Origin of the sequence: Aquimarina sp. BL5, from assembly GCF_003443675.1 — a bacterium.
GTDB lineage: Bacteria > Bacteroidota > Bacteroidia > Flavobacteriales > Flavobacteriaceae > Aquimarina.
The window spans coordinates 964429-980745 of sequence record NZ_CP031963.1 but is presented as its reverse complement, the minus strand read 5'-3'; the positions used below and the strand labels follow the sequence as shown (position 1 = coordinate 980745).

Sequence of the window (16317 nt, the reverse complement as noted above, 5' to 3'; positions counted from 1 at the left end):
TTATTTGTAATGAGAAAATTAGAACTTTATATCCTTCCAATTGTTACCGTAGTAGGTTTGCTTATTTATTTTTTGGATTGGCCTTATGGAAATGAATTGATTATAATATCATTATTCGGATTATCTTGTTTATACTTTTATTTCGGTTTTGCGATCTTTAATAAAATATCTTTCCGAAAAATTTTTAAAAAAGAATCGTATAAAGGAATTTCAGTTTGGAGAATAATTGGAGCTATATGCACTGGAATTTCTATTTCTATTCTATTATTGGGTGTGATGTTTAAAATATTTCGTTGGCCATTTGGAAATCAGTTACTGATTATTGGAGTTAATTTTCTAAATGTTGTGTTTATAGTTGGTTTTGTTAAAATTATAAAAGAGAAAAGATCATTTTACCAAAGACTTATGGTAAGAGTGGTTTTTTTCGGTTTGTTGGGGTATCTATTTATATTTCTGTCGGATTACACTTTTTTAGAATTAAAATATAAAAATCACCCTGATTATATTGAAGCGGTTAAACGATTAGATCAAGACCCAGAGAATCCTGAGTTGCGACAGGAAGAGGAAAGAGCTTATGAGGAACTGATAAGAGAATAATTTCGTTAGGGAATCCTTACTTATAATCTTTTTTAATTCGATCTAGCGTACGCTTATTATCTCGATCTTTGATAGTTTCACGTTTGTCATATAATTTTTTACCTCTAGCCAACGCAATATCTAATTTAGCCAAACCACGATCATTTACAAATAATCGAGTAGGTATAATGGTGAGTCCAGAATTTTTAACTTCTTTTTCGAGTTTCTTTAGTTCTTGCTTGTTCAGCAATAGTTTTCGCTCACTTTTAGGATTATGATTAAAATAAGTAGCGTGAGAATATTCTTCAATGTTCATATTAATCACAAAGAGTTCCCCATTATTATGAAACTCACAGAAACTTTCTGCAATACCAGCCTTTCCTTCTCTAATTGCTTTGATCTCGGTCCCGACAAGTTTAATACCGGCAGTATATTTATCCAAAAATTCGTATTCGAATTTGGCTTTTCTATTAAGTATGTTAATCCTATTCTGACTCATAATTTGTGTACGCAAAAAATTCACGAAGAGTGCAAAAATACAAAAAGCTTTCCCTAAAGAAAGTTTTGTGATTCATATTGTGATAAAAACTTTGTCAAGGTTCCTGAAATTGTATGGTAGCAATTTTACCATCTGTATTTAGTTTTAGCTCCATGACTAAATTAATATTATCAAAAGCAGCAGTATAACTATTAATTCCTTCTGCAGATTCTATAAAAGTTAGGGTTTTTAAGTTTCCGAACTGAGAGTGACATCCCTTGATAAAACGAGCAACTCCTTCTTTTGTCATTTCTTCTTGCATCTCAGTTGCATATAAATCAAAAACACCATCAATGTTCTGAGCATTAAAATTTTCCTGAAAAGCTTTTGTCGTTTTTTCGTAAGCTGGGGCATCTTGCGCCAGCAAAGGTTGCGCAGCTATGAAGACTAAAAGTAGTAATATATATTTCATAATAGTAATAAGATTTAGGGATTGCAAAATAATTATCTTTTTCAAATTTCAAAAAAAATAAACTTAAAATTAATAAATTAAATGAAAGTTTTTCCCTTTAAAATCGTCTCTAATATTCAGACAATCTTTTAAAAAGTATAGGATCGTAGGTATGACGTTTTAGTTTAACAAAACTATTACAATTATTCATAGGGTAAGAATTATTTTAGTTGCCAACTTAACAATGAGTTTATGAGGAAGTTTTCATTTTTAGTAGTACTATTATTTTTAACATCTTTTACAGTAGTTACCATTCAGTTTTCTGCAGAGCAGATTGTAAACAAGACGATTGAAAATGCGGGAGGATCAAAATTTGATAAAGCTAGTATTCGTTTTACGTTTAGAGGGAAAGAATATAGAAGTGTACGTAGTAATGGAAATTATCAATTAGAAAGATTTATGTCAAGTACTGATGGTGTAGTTCATGATATCTTAAATAATAGTGGTTTGTCAAGATCCATGGAAAACTGTACAGTAAAAGTTGTAGATTCCATGGTTACCAAAATCAGTGATGGTGTAAATTCAGTACATTATTTTGCGAACCTCCCATATGGATTGAATGCACCTGCTGTAAATAAAGAATTAGTAGGCGAATCTAAAGTTAACAATATATCATATTATAAAATTAAGGTAACGTTTGATCAAGAAGGAGGAGGAACAGATTTTGAAGATGAATTTATGTATTGGATTCATAAAGAGAATTTTACTATTGATTATCTAGCGTATAAATACGCTGTAGATGGAGGAGGTATTCGTTTTAGGGAAGCGTATAATCCGAGAGTAATTAATGGAATTAGGTTTGTAGATTATAAGAATTACAAAACAGATAATCTTTCTACTTCATTATCTAAATTAGACGTGATGTTTGAAAAAGAACAATTAAAACTACTATCCAAAATAGAAATAGAAGATATATATGTATATCTCGAGAGGGATTGTTGTTAATTAATATTAAGAACCGAATCTGTAATTACGTCTCCTGTGACTTTTACTATAAAAAGTTTACTGTAATCTTTTTCATCGATATCATTATATTTTTTTTGACCAATTATTTTATTGACAAAGATAGGTGTGGTATTACTATGCCCGATAATTATTGAAGTTTTTCCTTTCGTTTCAGCTTGAAATTCTTCATTATATAAATCTCTTGGATCGTATGGTGTAATCTCAATATTTCTATTTTTAGAAATAGGTTCTCCTGTTTGAAGGGTTCTAGCATAGTTGGTGCTATATATTTTATCTATTTCTATATCTGCTAGTATTTTCACCAAATTTTCAGAGCGTTCTTTACCTTCTTCAGTTAGATTAGGGTTTCTGTTAGTTGCATCGCTAAGGTCTTTTTCTGAATGCCTAACTAAAATATAAGTAGTAGTTGCGTTTTTTTTCTCCACAGTTTCCTGAGCACAACCTGAAAATGAAACTAGAAGTAATAATAAAAAAGTAGATACAATATATTTAATTTTCATGACTATGGATTTTTAAAGAGTTCGAGTAATATCAATTGATTGATTTGTTCGGTAATAGGATTAAAATTGTTATCGGAAATCAAAAGTAATGATTGATTTCCATTAGCTAGTATGGGACCAAAAGTAATTCCCTCGATATTATCAATAATTTGATCTGTCAACTGATTTCTAATAGATTCAAAATCAAAAAGTAATTGTTTGGTAGCGGATTGATATTTTTTGTCTTTTAAAGATTCAAAATCTAATGTATTTGTAACATCTTTTGTATTGGTTAGATAAATTCTCACGGTATTTCCTTGTGTTCCATAGCCTGCAGCGTACCCGCGTTCCACAATTAGAAATTGATTTTTAGTAAGTTGTTGCAATGCAGTTACACCATTAACTCCGAATTTTCCTTTAGGATCTTTAGAAAGTTTATCAAGAGGATACGTAAATTGAAAATCTGCTTGATTCGTATTTATATTAAAATGTGTAATCCTTACTGGAGTACCAGAATTATCAATCGTTGGCTCTTCTCCATCTAATTCTAAAGGAAGTTCCATAGCCGCCCAATACCCTTTGCTAGTTATATCATTAACTAATCCTTCGAATATTCCATTATGTCTTGGTTTATTTACGGATGTACTATCTGTTAAGAAATAGGAGGGAAGTTGAAATTTTTTTCGATAATTTCCTGCAGCATCCGTTATAAAAATGGCAGGATTATAGTTATGTTTAATAGATCCTTCACTTGCAAATATAAATTTGTCTTTCCCGAAAGTTCTTATAGCTTCTAAGTCGGCTACGTTTTTATCTAAAAACTGATTGTGTTGATCTTTGATTTTTATTAGTTGATCAACTGCTACTTTATTAAATTTATTGTTTTCTAAAGTTATAGATGCTTTGTAAAATCTTGGATTTTTAGCATCATCACAGACAACATAATATGTATTCTTTTCTTTGTTGTATTCAATACCAGAGAGCCCTCCAATTTTCGAGCCTTCAAAAATAGAGTCATTATATATTACATATTCATCTAGGTATTGGATATTGATTGTATTCTCATTTTTAGTACTTATACGACCACATGATTGTATAAGACTCAAAGCGATGATAACTACAAATACGAATTTAATATTTGGAAGCATTTTTGAATAATCTAAAACTTTAAAAGTAATGTTTTTATTGGTTATCAAATATGATTCTTTTACTATTTCATTATGGATAGAGTCAAAGAATGTATTTTTTGAGATATCTAAACAAAAACCATCGTATGATATTTGTAGTGTAATTAAAAAACAACGATGATGAAAAAAACAATTTTTACTGTACTATTTTCTGCAAGTGTTTTATTTGTTTCTTGTGATGGGGATGATGTAGAAGATGCTGCTTGTGATATAGCAGAAGATGCTCTACAAGTATCTGTTGAAGCTGCAATTGAAGCCTATGAAGCAGATGAAAATGAAACTACATGTCAAGCAATCAAAGATACTGTTGAAGAGTATAGAGATTTGGAGTGTACTAGTGAGTTAGCATATGCTGATGAATTGGTATTATTACCTCTGGATTGCGCAGATGCCGGAAATTAGATTTATACTTTGACAGAAGTATAAAAATAATAAGTAAAAACTGATCAAATGAATTTTAAATTTCATTTGATCAGTTTTTTGTTTTATAAGATTTTTATGAATCTATAATTTTACAAATTTCGTAGTAGTTGATACATTATTAGAACTTACTTTTAAAATATAATTACCAGTTTGTAAGTTTCCAATGTTAACTTGTGGATTGTTTTGATTGATATTTTCATAAAAAACAGATCTTCCGTTCATATCAAAAATAGTAAGATCATCAATTACGATAGTAGAATTTACCGAGAGCATGTCCTTTACGGGATTTTGATCTAATGAAAGTTTTACATTATCAATAGTAAAATCATCTATGCTCAACGTTTCCGCCCGAGAAATTAAATGATTTCTGATAAAAATACCTGATGTTGTAAGATTTCCATTTGTAAGCCCTTGGATGCCTGCACCAGGACTCACAACACATGAATCTTCATTTTTGTGAGAGACCGTCCAATTTACATAACTGATATGATTTTCAATCATAAAGTTTAACCAGATTTCTGATTCTTGAGGGTTGTATCCTCCATTTCCACTGGCATCAGTTGTTCCCCATTCAGTAACAAATAATGCGATACCACTATTCATAGCGGCTAATGCTCGATCTCGTAAAAATTGTTTATGAGTATTAGCATAGAAGTGCAAGGTGTAAGCCAAATTAGGATCTCCGATAATAGGATCTGCCGCTGCTTTGTCTACATCTTGTGACCAGGTTGGGCTACCTACTATTATTAAATTATCTGGATCTTTAGAGCGTATACCAGCAATTACATCAGTAGCATAACTTTTAACATCACTCCAAGATTGGTTTATTGGTTCATTATAGATCTCATAGATAACGTGATCATTATTTCCATACAACTCTGCCATTTCGGTAAAGAAAGCTACAGCTTCATCTTTATATACCTCTGCTGCGTGTGTATGCCAATCTATAATTACATAAACACCTTTGGCTATAGCTGCATCTATAACGGTTCTAATTTTTGCTTTTTGAGCAGCTGTATTATCAATATAGCCAGTTCCTCCATCCCAGGTTTCTTTAACGCCGAGCGCTGCTCGAATGATAGGGTTTTTCCAATCATCAGCCAAATGGTTTACTGTTTGACTATTGTAAAAGTCACCACCATCGCCTGCATTACTCCAGAATAGGCTCATTCCAGCAAGACTTATCTTGTCTCCGTTTTCCGCGGTAACGTGACTACCATTTACTTGTAATCGACCATATTTCTCTACAACCGTCTGTGAGTAAATAGAGGAATTGAAAGTGAATATTCCGATAAGTAAAAATGTGAATAATGAAAATTGATTTCTAAATGTAAATTTGAGTTTCATAATGTGAATTTGAGGAGTTTAACGAATTTGGATAACATTGGTTAACCAGATTTTAGACAAACGAAGGAAATTATTATTTAGTATAGAATAGGTAAGCTTTTCGATAAAACTATAATTAATAAGGTTGAAAAAAACAAAATAATGATTTAGTAGAAAGAATTTTCTGCTTTTATGTAATACAAAATTGGAATTTATAAATATAGATTAGCCCCAAGACGTAATTTAAACGCATTGGGGTTATTTTGTTTTATAGGAGTTTTAAGTATTAATGTTATCCTAGAACTCCTAATTGCCAAGCGACAATAGTCATAGAAAGGATAGCGATGATAAAAAATCCAATAAAAAAATATGAGCTTCTCTTCTTTTGAGAGGAGCCAAGATCTCCAGAAGACTTCATAATGGTTAGGTTTTGTTGATTGATGTATTTATAAGACTCTGTCCAAATGTAAATGTTACACCTTTTGCGGTTTTAATTGTAAAATTCTTTTATTAAACGTTGTTGCTTCTAAAGGATTTAATACAGAATTAAACAACTCCATTAGTTCGGAAGTATGATTCCAACGTTTCTGTTTTAATAAATTGAAATGTACAAAAGAACTCCACATCACTGCTTTTAACTCTGTTTTATCGTGATTCCACATACGTATCTCTACATGTAATTCGTTTTCTGTGTAAGAGAAAAGTTGAGAGTCAATGATGATATTTTCCATTAAGAATGCCGGACGTAAGTAAGCAATTTGGTTAGTGCCAACAACCCAACTTATGCCTTGTGTTTGTGCCATTTTAAAAAGATCTAGGTTGTAATGATCAATTATTTGATCTTCTCTGGCATTGATCATATAATTAATATACTCTGCATTATTGAGATGGTTAAAAGGGTCGCAATGTTGAAATCTAATTTTAGTTTTGCTTTCTAGTATTTTAGGTAAGGTTGTCATAATGTATTGTTTTATTTTATACCAATCGGTATATTTTAGTTCAAAAAAAATGTTTAAAGCTTTAATTCGTTTATGATAATGGCGTCTATTTGATCCATTGTTTGCAGAAGATAACTACTATCTTCCATGGTATGTGTCATAAAAATAGCACCGACAATCATAGTGTATAATCTTTTAGCATATAGAATAGAATCAATTTCGTATTGTATTTCTCCGGCTTGTATTCCGTTATCTATAAGCAGTGCTAAGTTATTCTGTATTTTATTAATGGTATACTGCACATACTTAAAAAGAGCAATATTTTGGTGTTTAGCATCTACTCCCATATTAAGTACAGGGCAACCTCCAAGCTCTTGACTGTAATCATAATAATTACGGTAGAAATCAGTAACCAAAAATAACTTTTCGATTGAAGAATCACTATGAGTTTGATGATCTCTAATACGTCTTAGCATGTTTTTTACAGTCATCGTAAAAGCCGCAATAGCTAGTTCTTCTTTATTTTTAAAATTTCCATAAATAGCGCCTTTTGTCAATCCAGTAGCTTTAGTTATATCACTTAAACTGGTTGCTGCATACCCATTTTTATTAAAAATAGGTGCAACCGTAGTAATAATGAATTCAGCAGTTTGTTCGGCTTTGGTGTGCATTTACTTAAAATTGAAAAGACAAATATACTTAAAATATACCAATCGGTATGTTTTATGAGCAAAACTTTAGCATTGCTAATCTGTAAAACATATTTTTATACTTGGAATTTTAATAGTAAGATAACTTTATAAACTACATATTATAACTATCTTGTGATGCTAATTTTATTGTCATGAAGAACATCTATCTTTTAGTTTTCACTATATTATTTTTTCACTTTTCTTTCGCACAGGTTGTAATTAATGAATTAGACTCTGATACGCCTAGTACTGATACTCAAGAATTCATAGAATTAAAATCCAACACCCCTAATTTTTCTTTGGATGGATTGGTTTTGGTACTGTTTAATGGTTCTACTAGTGGAGGTGATTCCAGTTACTTTACACTCGATCTCGACGGTTATACTACAGATGTTAATGGAATTTTCTTAATAGGTGGTCCAGAAGTTTCACCAGTACCAGATTTTTTATTATTCGAAAACACTATACAAAATGGAGCTGATGCGGCGGCAATTTATATAGGTAATGACGTTGATTTTCCAGAGGGAACAGTCGCCACTACAACTAATTTACTGGATGCATTAATACACGATACTGATGATGCGGATGATACAGGGCTCATGGCTTTGTTAGGATTAATGGAACAAATCAATGAGGATGAAAATAATAATAAAACTACAGAGTCTATTCAGCGAAAAGATGATGGTACCTATGAGGTGAAAACTCCAACTCCAGGAGCTCTTAATGATGGAAGTGGAGTTCAGTTTAATGGAATTATCATTAGTACCTCATTAGACGAATATAATGAAGGGGATAGTATTGATATTGTCTTTACTACAGAGATGAATGTTACAAGCGACCTCACTTTTGATGTGACAATTATTAATGAAGGTTTTATGAACTCTGATTATTCTGGTAGTACATCTGTAACTATTCCAACAGGAATGAATACTGCTACTAATACTATTCAGATCGTTGATGATTCGGATGATGAAGGCGATGAGGTAATGAAGATCACTTTTGGGGCAATTCCTTCTGGATTTGTACGTCTTAATGATAATAAAGAGTTAAGAATCACGGATAATGATTTTACTGTAGCGTCTTGGGGTACTCCAGTGAATCCAACTTTTGGTAATGTTGTAAATACTGCACCCGAAAATTATTATAATTCTTTAGAAGGATTGGCAGATACTGCTTTGGCCCAAGCAATTCAGAATATTATAGCAGACCCTACAACAGTAAGAACTCATTCTTATGCAGATATTGTCGAGATTTTAAGTAGTGCAGATCAAAGCCCTGAAAATAGTAATCAAGTTTGGTTGTTATACACGGAACAAAATCGTGCGAAATTAGATTTTGCAGGTTTTACAGATGGAAGTGATACCTGGAATCGAGAACATACATACCCTAGATCTAGAGGAGAATTTGCAGACTACAGAGAGTTTGATGACATAGCGGATGGTATGTCTGGATTTTTTACCACAAATGCGGATTCATTACGTCATGCTAATTCAGATGCACACGGTTTGAGGGTTACAGATTCTAATGAGAATAGTTCTAGAGGAAATCAACATTATGGAGAGTATAATGGTCCAGTGGCAACTCAGGGGAGTTGGAAAGGTGATGTGGCTAGAGGTATTTTTTTCCTTGTAACTAGGTATAAAGCTTTGCAAGTTGTTAATGGTTTTCCTGATGATACGGATAACTCCATATCCGAGCTCGGTGATTTAACAACTTTATTGGATTGGCATAGAAATGATCCACCGGATGATTTTGAAATGAATCGTAATAATATTATTTATACTTGGCAATTTAATCGCAATCCATTTATTGATCTACCAAATCTTGTAGAATATATTTGGGGTGATAATATAGGAGAAACTTGGTCTAATACATTATCTGTAAATGAGAATGAAAGGCTTGATTTTTCTGTTTACCCAAATCCAGCAAGTGATTATATTACTTTATTGGCAAATGGAAAACACGGAGATGTTGAAATTTTTGATGCCTTAGGAAATAGATTAGTTACTCAATCCTTTAATGAGACAACACGGATACCTCTTAATCTATCTGCAGGATTATATTTGATGAGAATATATCAGGATAATACTTCAGTAACGAAAAGAATTATTATTAAGTAAACTACTATTAGTTCTTACCAAGATTGCTGTATATCACATCATCTGATACAATTCTTGCTATACTTCTGGGAAGTATACAAGAATCATCAATAGTTATATTTTGATAATCTAAAAGAACATTATATTTTTCAATGATTCTATTTGCTTGATTACAATCGGTAATCTGGTTTCTTACGTAATTAGTTTTTAGATTTTTAGTGCGGTTGCTTCTTGTTTCAAAATCTTTAAACTGGCATTTTATAGGTTCAAATTCATGGAAATAGAACCGCTCTTCGAGGGTTAATATTACATCTACTTTTTCAATTCTTTTCTTCTTGTTTTTTTCGTAATCTTTATATTTTACTTTATGTGTAGAAAACTCAAAGAATAACTGATCATCCCAAATATAGTATTCATCTTTGTAAGACACATATCCTTGAATATATTCGTGAATGATATGTTTCAATTCACGACTATTATAGTAAAATATTAGCGTGCCTTTTTCAAGGGACTCTTCACAGGTATAATCCGAATAATATTGTCGAAGTGTATTATTATCTACAAGTTCTCGAATAAGTAGATATTTACTTTTAATATCAGCCAAAATTTCCCTTTTTTCTTGAGCAAGAGAAATCGCCGATGTAAGTATACAAAGAGTTAATATTAAAGTTGGTTTCATTGCGTAGCAATTTACTTAAAACTTTAGCTCTTGTAAGAATTACTTATCAACTATGTAAGAATAAATCTGTTAATAACTACGGTAAAACCGTAAAAATGTGATTATCTGGAAGACTGTTTAATGTTAGTTTTTCCCTAATAAAAGCAAAAAAGGGTCAGTTTTTAACAGAAAACCACCCTTTTTATTTAAGATTTAATTAACACTTTCGTCATTTAAAGCACGAGGTCCGTTTGATTTCTGAATACCAAGGTGCTATCAAACTCGTCTAATAAAATGATACTTTCTGTTGATACCTTACCAGCAAGAATCTCTTTTGAGAGAGAATTTAACACCTCTTTTTGGATAGTGCGCTTTACTGGTCTTGCACCAAATTCAGGTTGAAAACCTTTTTTAGCAAGAAAATTAATAGCTTCATCTGTAGCATCAAGTGTTATATTTTGTTGTGCTAACATATGAGAAACATTTTTCAATTGTAGCTTTACAATTTCGTGAATGTTTGCCTTTGTTAATGGCGTGAACATAATGATATCATCAATTCTATTAAGAAACTCTGGTCTTACAGATTGTTTTAATAGCCCTAATACTTCAATTTTAGCACTTTCCATAGCAGTATCTGCATCTTTTACTGCTTCAAATTTTTCTTGGATAATATGACCTCCCATATTGCTGGTCATAATGATAATAGTGTTTCTAAAATCGGCAGTTCTTCCTTTATTATCTGTTAATCGCCCTTCATCTAATACTTGTAATAGAATATTAAAGGTGTCTGGGTGCGCTTTTTCAATTTCATCTAAAAGTACTACCGAGTATGGTTTTCTCCTTACGGCTTCCGTTAATTGTCCACCTTCTTCATAGCCAACATAGCCCGGAGGAGCACCTACCAATCTACTCACAGCGTGTCGTTCTTGATATTCACTCATATCGATTCTGGTCATAGCACTTTCATCGTTAAAAAGATATTCGGCTAAAGCTTTGGCTAATTCTGTTTTACCGACTCCTGTAGTTCCCAGAAAAAGAAAAGATCCTATTGGTTTTTTCTGATCTTGTAACCCAGCACGACTTCTTCTAACGGCATCACTTACGGCTTGTATCGCTTCAGTTTGTCCCACAACTCGTTTTTGTAGTTCTTTTTCTAAAACCAAAAGTTTTTCACGATCACTTTGTAGCATCTTAGTCACTGGAACTCCTGTCCATTTAGCGACCACTTCTGCAATATCTTCATTGGTAACTTCCTCTTTAATCAGTGAAGATTTATTTTGTTGTTGACTAAGTTGCTCTTGTAAAGCTTCAAGGTTTTCTTGTGCATCCTTGATCTTTCCATAGCGTAGCTCGGCTACTTTTCCGTAATCACCATTCCGTTCTGCACGTTCCGCTTCTAGCTTATATTCTTCAATATTTGTTTTCGTATTTTGTATAGCATCTACAACCTCTTTTTCGCTTTGCCATTTAGAGAAAATCTCATTTCGCTCTTCCTTAAAATTAGCAAGGTCTGCATTGAGTGATTTTAATTTAGACTCATCATTTTCACGTTTGATAGCTTCAATTTCAATCTCTAGTTGCATTATCTTTCTATCTAATACATCCAATTCTTCAGGCTTAGAATTAATCTCCATCCTAAGTTTAGAAGCAGCTTCATCCATTAAATCTATAGCTTTATCCGGCAAAAATCGATTGGTGATATATCTTTGTGATAATTCTACAGCAGCAATAATTGCCTCATCTTTAATTCTTACTTTATGATGAGTTTCATATTTTTCTTTGATACCTCTAAGAATAGAAATAGCACTTTCTGTGTCTGGTTCATCTACGATTACCTTCTGGAACCTTCTTTCTAATGCTTTATCTTTTTCGAAGTATTTCTGATACTCATCCAGAGTTGTTGCTCCAATGGCGCGTAATTCTCCACGTGCCAACGCAGGTTTAAGTATGTTTGCTGCGTCCATAGCACCTTGACCACCGCCGGCACCAACTAGTGTGTGAATTTCATCTATAAACAGCACTATATTTCCATCACTAGAAGTTACTTCTTTTACGACTGCTTTCAATCGTTCTTCGAACTCACCTTTAAACTTTGCGCCAGCAATTAAAGCTCCCATGTCTAAAGAGTATATTTGTTTATCCTTTAAATTATCCGGAATATCTCCAGCAATAATACGATGAGCCAATCCTTCGGCAATTGCGGTTTTACCAGTACCAGGTTCTCCAACCAGCATGGGATTGTTTTTAGTACGACGAGACAGGATTTGTAAAATCCTACGAATTTCTTCATCACGACCAATCACTGGATCCAGTTTACCATTTTCTGCAAGTTCGTTAAGATTTTTGGCATATTTACTTAGAGATTGATAGGTTTCTTCTGCACTTTGAGAAGTTACTCTTTCTCCTTTACGTATTTCATTGATTACTTCTTTAAGGTGTTTTTCAGTAACTCCTTGATCCTTTAGAATTTGACCAATTTTACTTTTAGATTTGAAAATAGCTATTATAAGGTGTTCAATGGATACAAATTCATCATCCATTTTTTTGGCAATAATACTAGCTTCGTTTAATGATTTTCCAGCTTCACGAGATAATTGTAACTCTCCACCGCTTACTTTCGGATAACTCTCTAAGGTACTATCCAGTACTTGTTGTAAGATATTGATATTTACATTAAGCTTTTTTAAAATAAAGGGGAGCACATTTTCATCTACACTGAATATAGCTTTGAAAATATGTTCATTTTCTATTTGTTGATGACCATACTCTTGAGCAAGTAATTGTGCTTGCTGGATGGCCTCTTGTGATTTTATAGTGAAATTATTAAAGTTCATGTTTCATTTCATTTTGTATTCGTACACTATAGAACAAATAGTGTTCCCATAGCGATATAGTGTCAAAATGTCTTTTGAATATATCGGTTTTGCTGACTTTTTGTCTAGAAAACTATATGGTAGGTTGCTAGTGTATTATAAAGATATTCAATTTTACAAAAGGCAACCGTAGATATATAAGAGTGTTTTTATAAATAATTTTGGTTGTCCAAAACAATTTACGAATTATTGTGTTTTTATAACAGATCCTCATCGAATATGAACGGATTCTATTTTGAGATGAGGTCTAGATCTTTATGTAATACCTTCATACCTTATTAACTCAACTTTTTAGTCTTTTATAATTACTAAATCCTCAAATTAAAGCTTCTTCAAATGATTTTTTTAAAGCAATTTTCAAGAGTATTGATGCTCACGGCGTTATGTATATGTGGAAACGTCTTTGCGAAAGACATTTATGTATCAAAAACAGGAAATGATAATAATTCCGGTTCTATCGATGAACCATACCTTACCATAAATAAAGCAGCATCCGTTGCAGTGGCAGGTGATGTTGTATATATTAGAGAAGGAACGTATGAAGAAACATTACGTCCTGCGAATTCTGGAACTGCAGGAAACCCTATAATCTTCCAATCTTATGTGGGAGAGAAGGTAATTATTACAGCAATGGAAGCCTTGTCTGGTTGGTCTCAGGATGGCGGAGCTATATACAAGACAACGGTAGATTGGGATTTGGGACAAGAAAACTTTGTTTTAAACGGTAGTGTTGCTTTAGATTTAGCTCGCTGGCCTAATAATGAGGACGGAAAGCCATTTACTTTGAATTCGAAACGTAATGATGGAGGTAGTGCGGGTAATGTTATAAATAATGCTTTTCTAACTTCTTCAGAAATTCCTGCTATTGATTGGACCGGTGGTTCGGTCTTCTTTTATGGGGATAAACCAGGTTCGGGTTGGATTGCTTGGAAAGCTTTTATAACTAGCAGCACATCTGGAAGAGTTAATTTTGCGCTAGACAAAAATCCAAATTGGATCAGAACGTTTCACGCTCCTGCAGATGGAGGAGATTTTTATCTAGAAGGTGTTAAAGCAGCTTTGGATTATCAAAACGAATGGTGGTTTGATAAGAATACAAAAGAATTGTTTGTACAGTTGCCTAATGGAACTGCTCCTCAGGATGGAGTGGTGAGTATGAGGAAGAGGGAAATAACTATAGATCTTAATGGAAGAAGTTATATAGAGGTTAGAAACCTTGCTGTTTTCGGCGGTGCTATCGAGTTAAAGACGAATTCTAATAATAATGTACTTTATGGAATTTCATCGTTTTATGGAAATCATACTCAAGGAATTTTTAGAGGTTTTAATGCAGGAAAACCGAGTGTCGAAGTAAATGGTACAAGAAATAGTATTGAAAAATGTGAAATTGCTTTTAGTGCTGCAACAGGAGTACGTTTAGGAGGTAGTTTTAATGAGTTAAAAAATAATTACATCCACGATTTTAATTATTTAGGATCTTATGATGCTCCTTTGGTGGCTAGAGGAGGTACTGATAATAAAATTTTGAGGAATACTATATTTAATGGTGGTAGAGATGGTATCAATTATAATGGAAATCGTTGTGAAATTGCTTATAATGATGTGTATAAAAGTAATTTGATAGCTGATGATTGTGGAACTTTTTACACGGTAGGAGGACCACAAAATACGGAAATACATCATAATTGGTTTCACGATACAGCATCCAGAGGTTCTAAGAGAAAAGCGGCTGGTATTTATTTAGATAATGATGCAGAAGCATTTTCTGTTCATCATAATGTAGTTTGGAATACAGAGTGGGCAGGTGTTCAGATTAATTGGGATGGGAAAGATATAGATGTTTTTAATAATACTTTTTATAATAATTCTGACGAAATGGGAGCCTGGCATAAAGAAGGAACTTCTTTTACCAATGTAAAGGTTTGGAATAATCTAGGGTTCAAAGGTGAATGGGAACCACAATCTGATAAGCAAAATAATTTGATTACCGATCCTTCTTCTTTTGAGAACCCTACTACAGGAAACTTTTATTTAGAAGATGGATCAAGTCCAATAGATCAAGGTCGTGTAATAACCGGGATTACAGATGGTTTTATTGGAGCAAATCCAGATGTTGGTGCTTATGAAAATGGAGGTGAAAGATGGGTAGCCGGAATTTTGTGGGATCCTGCGCTAGGACCAACAGGTTCGGGTTGTTATGGATTGCCAGGAGAAACTTGTGAATCTTGTACTACACCTTCTACGTGGTATGCCGATGTAGATAGTGATGGCCTTGGAGATTTAAATAATCCACAATCTGCTTGTACGCAACCATCAGGATATGTTATTAATGCTGATGATGCTTGTCCTGTAGATAATTTAAATACCTGTACAATAGTTCACGAATTACCTGGTGTTATTCAAGCAGAAGAATATACATTACAACAAGGTGTTCAAAGAGAAGATACTGCCGATACCGGAGGAGGTATGAATATAGGTTATATAGAAAATGAGGATTATACAGAATATCAAAGTTCTATAGAAGCCACAGGAACGTATACCATTTCTTTAAGAGTCGCTTCAGCCTCGCAAGGTGGTACGATTACTATTTTGAGTAATGGTACTTCTTTAGGAAATATTAATGTTACTAATACAGGTGGGTGGCAAACATGGCAAACAATTAATACAAGTATTAATCTTACTTCAGGAACGCAAAACATTCGATTGGTTTATAGTGGAGGCACAGGATTTTTATTCAATCTGAATAGTATAGAATTTTCATTGTCCACATTGTCTATTGATGATTTTAATAAAGATCAAGTAAATATTTACCCTAACCCAGTACAGAATTCACTTTTTATTAAGGGACTTAAAACCAATCAAGAATTTAGTATTATTGATATTACCGGAAGAGTAGTGAAACAATTTCATACTTCTGATAATCAGGAGGAAATTAATGTTTCGGAACTCATAAGAGGACTTTATTTACTAAGAGATAAAGCAACTAACTTCTCTTATAAGTTTGTAAAAAACTAAATTTATCCATAGATCTTATAGTAATAATCGCCTTTGGGAGATTTACATGAAAAAGAGCTAAATAAAAATGTAATTATTATTGTTTTTATCCGACCT

Annotated in this window: 15 protein-coding genes; 5 read left to right on the top strand and 10 right to left on the bottom strand. The window is 32.7% G+C overall.

What is annotated here, in order from left to right:
- Nucleotides 1-9: 9 nt before the first annotated feature.
- Entirely contained in the window at nt 10-597 is a 588-nt protein-coding gene (locus tag D1818_RS04350; RefSeq protein ID WP_118456578.1) for a hypothetical protein, read from the top strand.
- 16 nt (nt 598-613) lie between these two features.
- Here D1818_RS04350 and smpB read toward each other — a convergent pair whose 3' ends face one another.
- Both smpB and D1818_RS04340 read right to left on the bottom strand, forming a co-directional pair.
- Entirely contained in the window at nt 614-1075 is a 462-nt protein-coding gene (smpB, locus tag D1818_RS04345; protein ID WP_118456577.1) for an SsrA-binding protein SmpB, read from the bottom strand.
- 94 nt (nt 1076-1169) lie between these two features.
- On the bottom strand, nt 1170-1526 hold the full coding sequence (locus tag D1818_RS04340) for a DUF3887 domain-containing protein (RefSeq protein WP_118456576.1): 357 nt from the start codon (nt 1524-1526) through the stop codon (nt 1170-1172).
- Between the two features lie 231 nt (nt 1527-1757).
- On the opposite strand from D1818_RS04340, the gene D1818_RS04335 reads away from it, so the two are divergent.
- The gene (locus D1818_RS04335; protein WP_118456575.1) at nt 1758-2510 is read left to right on the top strand and encodes a DUF6503 family protein; all 753 of its coding nucleotides are present in this window, start codon (nt 1758-1760) and stop codon (nt 2508-2510) included.
- On the opposite strand, the gene D1818_RS04330 is transcribed toward D1818_RS04335, so the two are convergent.
- Nucleotides 2507-3031 carry a histidine phosphatase family protein gene (locus D1818_RS04330; protein WP_118456574.1) on the bottom strand — a complete coding sequence of 175 codons (525 nt, stop codon included), beginning with the start codon at nt 3029-3031 and terminating at the stop codon, nt 2507-2509. The two genes, D1818_RS04335 and D1818_RS04330, sit on opposite strands and share 4 nt — an antisense overlap.
- A gap of 2 nt (nt 3032-3033) precedes the next feature.
- On the bottom strand, nt 3034-4158 hold the full coding sequence (locus D1818_RS04325) for an esterase-like activity of phytase family protein (protein WP_118456573.1): 1125 nt from the start codon (nt 4156-4158) through the stop codon (nt 3034-3036).
- A gap of 159 nt (nt 4159-4317) precedes the next feature.
- Between D1818_RS04325 and D1818_RS04320 the strand changes: the two genes are divergently transcribed.
- Nucleotides 4318-4599, top strand: a complete 282-nt coding sequence (locus D1818_RS04320) for a hypothetical protein (protein WP_118456572.1) — start codon at nt 4318-4320, stop codon at nt 4597-4599.
- A gap of 102 nt (nt 4600-4701) precedes the next feature.
- On the opposite strand, the gene D1818_RS04315 is transcribed toward D1818_RS04320, so the two are convergent.
- From D1818_RS04315 to D1818_RS04305, 4 genes are all read right to left on the bottom strand, one after another.
- Nucleotides 4702-5967: a cellulase family glycosylhydrolase gene (locus tag D1818_RS04315; RefSeq protein WP_118456571.1), complete on the bottom strand. Its 1266-nt coding sequence runs from the start codon at nt 5965-5967 to the stop codon at nt 4702-4704.
- A gap of 271 nt (nt 5968-6238) precedes the next feature.
- On the bottom strand, nt 6239-6364 hold the full coding sequence (locus D1818_RS25805; RefSeq protein WP_255424795.1) for a hypothetical protein: 126 nt from the start codon (nt 6362-6364) through the stop codon (nt 6239-6241).
- 55 nt (nt 6365-6419) lie between these two features.
- On the bottom strand, nt 6420-6905 hold the full coding sequence (locus D1818_RS04310) for a thioesterase family protein (protein ID WP_118456570.1): 486 nt from the start codon (nt 6903-6905) through the stop codon (nt 6420-6422).
- 53 nt (nt 6906-6958) lie between these two features.
- Nucleotides 6959-7555: a TetR/AcrR family transcriptional regulator gene (locus tag D1818_RS04305; RefSeq protein ID WP_118456569.1), complete on the bottom strand. Its 597-nt coding sequence runs from the start codon at nt 7553-7555 to the stop codon at nt 6959-6961.
- Between the two features lie 173 nt (nt 7556-7728).
- On the opposite strand from D1818_RS04305, the gene D1818_RS04300 reads away from it, so the two are divergent.
- Nucleotides 7729-9696 (top strand): endonuclease, encoded by a 1968-nt coding sequence (locus D1818_RS04300; RefSeq protein ID WP_118456568.1) that lies wholly within the window; start codon nt 7729-7731, stop codon nt 9694-9696.
- A gap of 7 nt (nt 9697-9703) precedes the next feature.
- Here the strand turns inward: D1818_RS04300 and D1818_RS04295 are convergent, their stop codons facing one another.
- Nucleotides 9704-10354 (bottom strand): hypothetical protein, encoded by a 651-nt coding sequence (locus tag D1818_RS04295; RefSeq protein WP_118456567.1) that lies wholly within the window; start codon nt 10352-10354, stop codon nt 9704-9706.
- A 212-nt stretch (nt 10355-10566) separates the two neighbouring features.
- Nucleotides 10567-13167, bottom strand: coding sequence for an ATP-dependent chaperone ClpB (gene clpB, locus D1818_RS04290; RefSeq protein WP_118456566.1), 2601 nt, complete (start codon nt 13165-13167; stop codon nt 10567-10569).
- 375 nt (nt 13168-13542) lie between these two features.
- On the opposite strand from clpB, the gene D1818_RS04285 reads away from it, so the two are divergent.
- Nucleotides 13543-16221 (top strand): carbohydrate-binding protein, encoded by a 2679-nt coding sequence (locus D1818_RS04285; RefSeq protein WP_118456565.1) that lies wholly within the window; start codon nt 13543-13545, stop codon nt 16219-16221.
- Nucleotides 16222-16317 lie beyond the last annotated feature (96 nt).

Excerpts from the sequence above, each read along its gene's own strand:
- D1818_RS25805 (WP_255424795.1), bottom strand. The coding sequence starts at position 6,364 with ATGAAGTCTTCTGGAGATCTTGGCTCCTCTCAAAAGAAGAGAAGCTCA.
- D1818_RS04340 (WP_118456576.1), bottom strand. The coding sequence starts at position 1,526 with ATGAAATATATATTACTACTTTTAGTCTTCATAGCTGCGCAACCTTTG.
- D1818_RS04350 (WP_118456578.1), top strand. The coding sequence starts at position 10 with ATGAGAAAATTAGAACTTTATATCCTTCCAATTGTTACCGTAGTAGGT.
- D1818_RS04300 (WP_118456568.1), top strand. The coding sequence starts at position 7,729 with ATGAAGAACATCTATCTTTTAGTTTTCACTATATTATTTTTTCACTTT.
- D1818_RS04315 (WP_118456571.1), bottom strand. The coding sequence starts at position 5,967 with ATGAAACTCAAATTTACATTTAGAAATCAATTTTCATTATTCACATTT.
- D1818_RS04330 (WP_118456574.1), bottom strand. The coding sequence starts at position 3,031 with ATGAAAATTAAATATATTGTATCTACTTTTTTATTATTACTTCTAGTT.
- D1818_RS04325 (WP_118456573.1), bottom strand. The coding sequence starts at position 4,158 with ATGCTTCCAAATATTAAATTCGTATTTGTAGTTATCATCGCTTTGAGT.
- D1818_RS04305 (WP_118456569.1), bottom strand. The coding sequence starts at position 7,555 with ATGCACACCAAAGCCGAACAAACTGCTGAATTCATTATTACTACGGTT.
- D1818_RS04320 (WP_118456572.1), top strand. The coding sequence starts at position 4,318 with ATGAAAAAAACAATTTTTACTGTACTATTTTCTGCAAGTGTTTTATTT.
- smpB (WP_118456577.1), bottom strand. The coding sequence starts at position 1,075 with ATGAGTCAGAATAGGATTAACATACTTAATAGAAAAGCCAAATTCGAA.
- clpB (WP_118456566.1), bottom strand. The coding sequence starts at position 13,167 with ATGAACTTTAATAATTTCACTATAAAATCACAAGAGGCCATCCAGCAA.
- D1818_RS04335 (WP_118456575.1), top strand. The coding sequence starts at position 1,758 with ATGAGGAAGTTTTCATTTTTAGTAGTACTATTATTTTTAACATCTTTT.
- D1818_RS04285 (WP_118456565.1), top strand. The coding sequence starts at position 13,543 with ATGATTTTTTTAAAGCAATTTTCAAGAGTATTGATGCTCACGGCGTTA.
- D1818_RS04310 (WP_118456570.1), bottom strand. The coding sequence starts at position 6,905 with ATGACAACCTTACCTAAAATACTAGAAAGCAAAACTAAAATTAGATTT.
- D1818_RS04295 (WP_118456567.1), bottom strand. The coding sequence starts at position 10,354 with ATGAAACCAACTTTAATATTAACTCTTTGTATACTTACATCGGCGATT.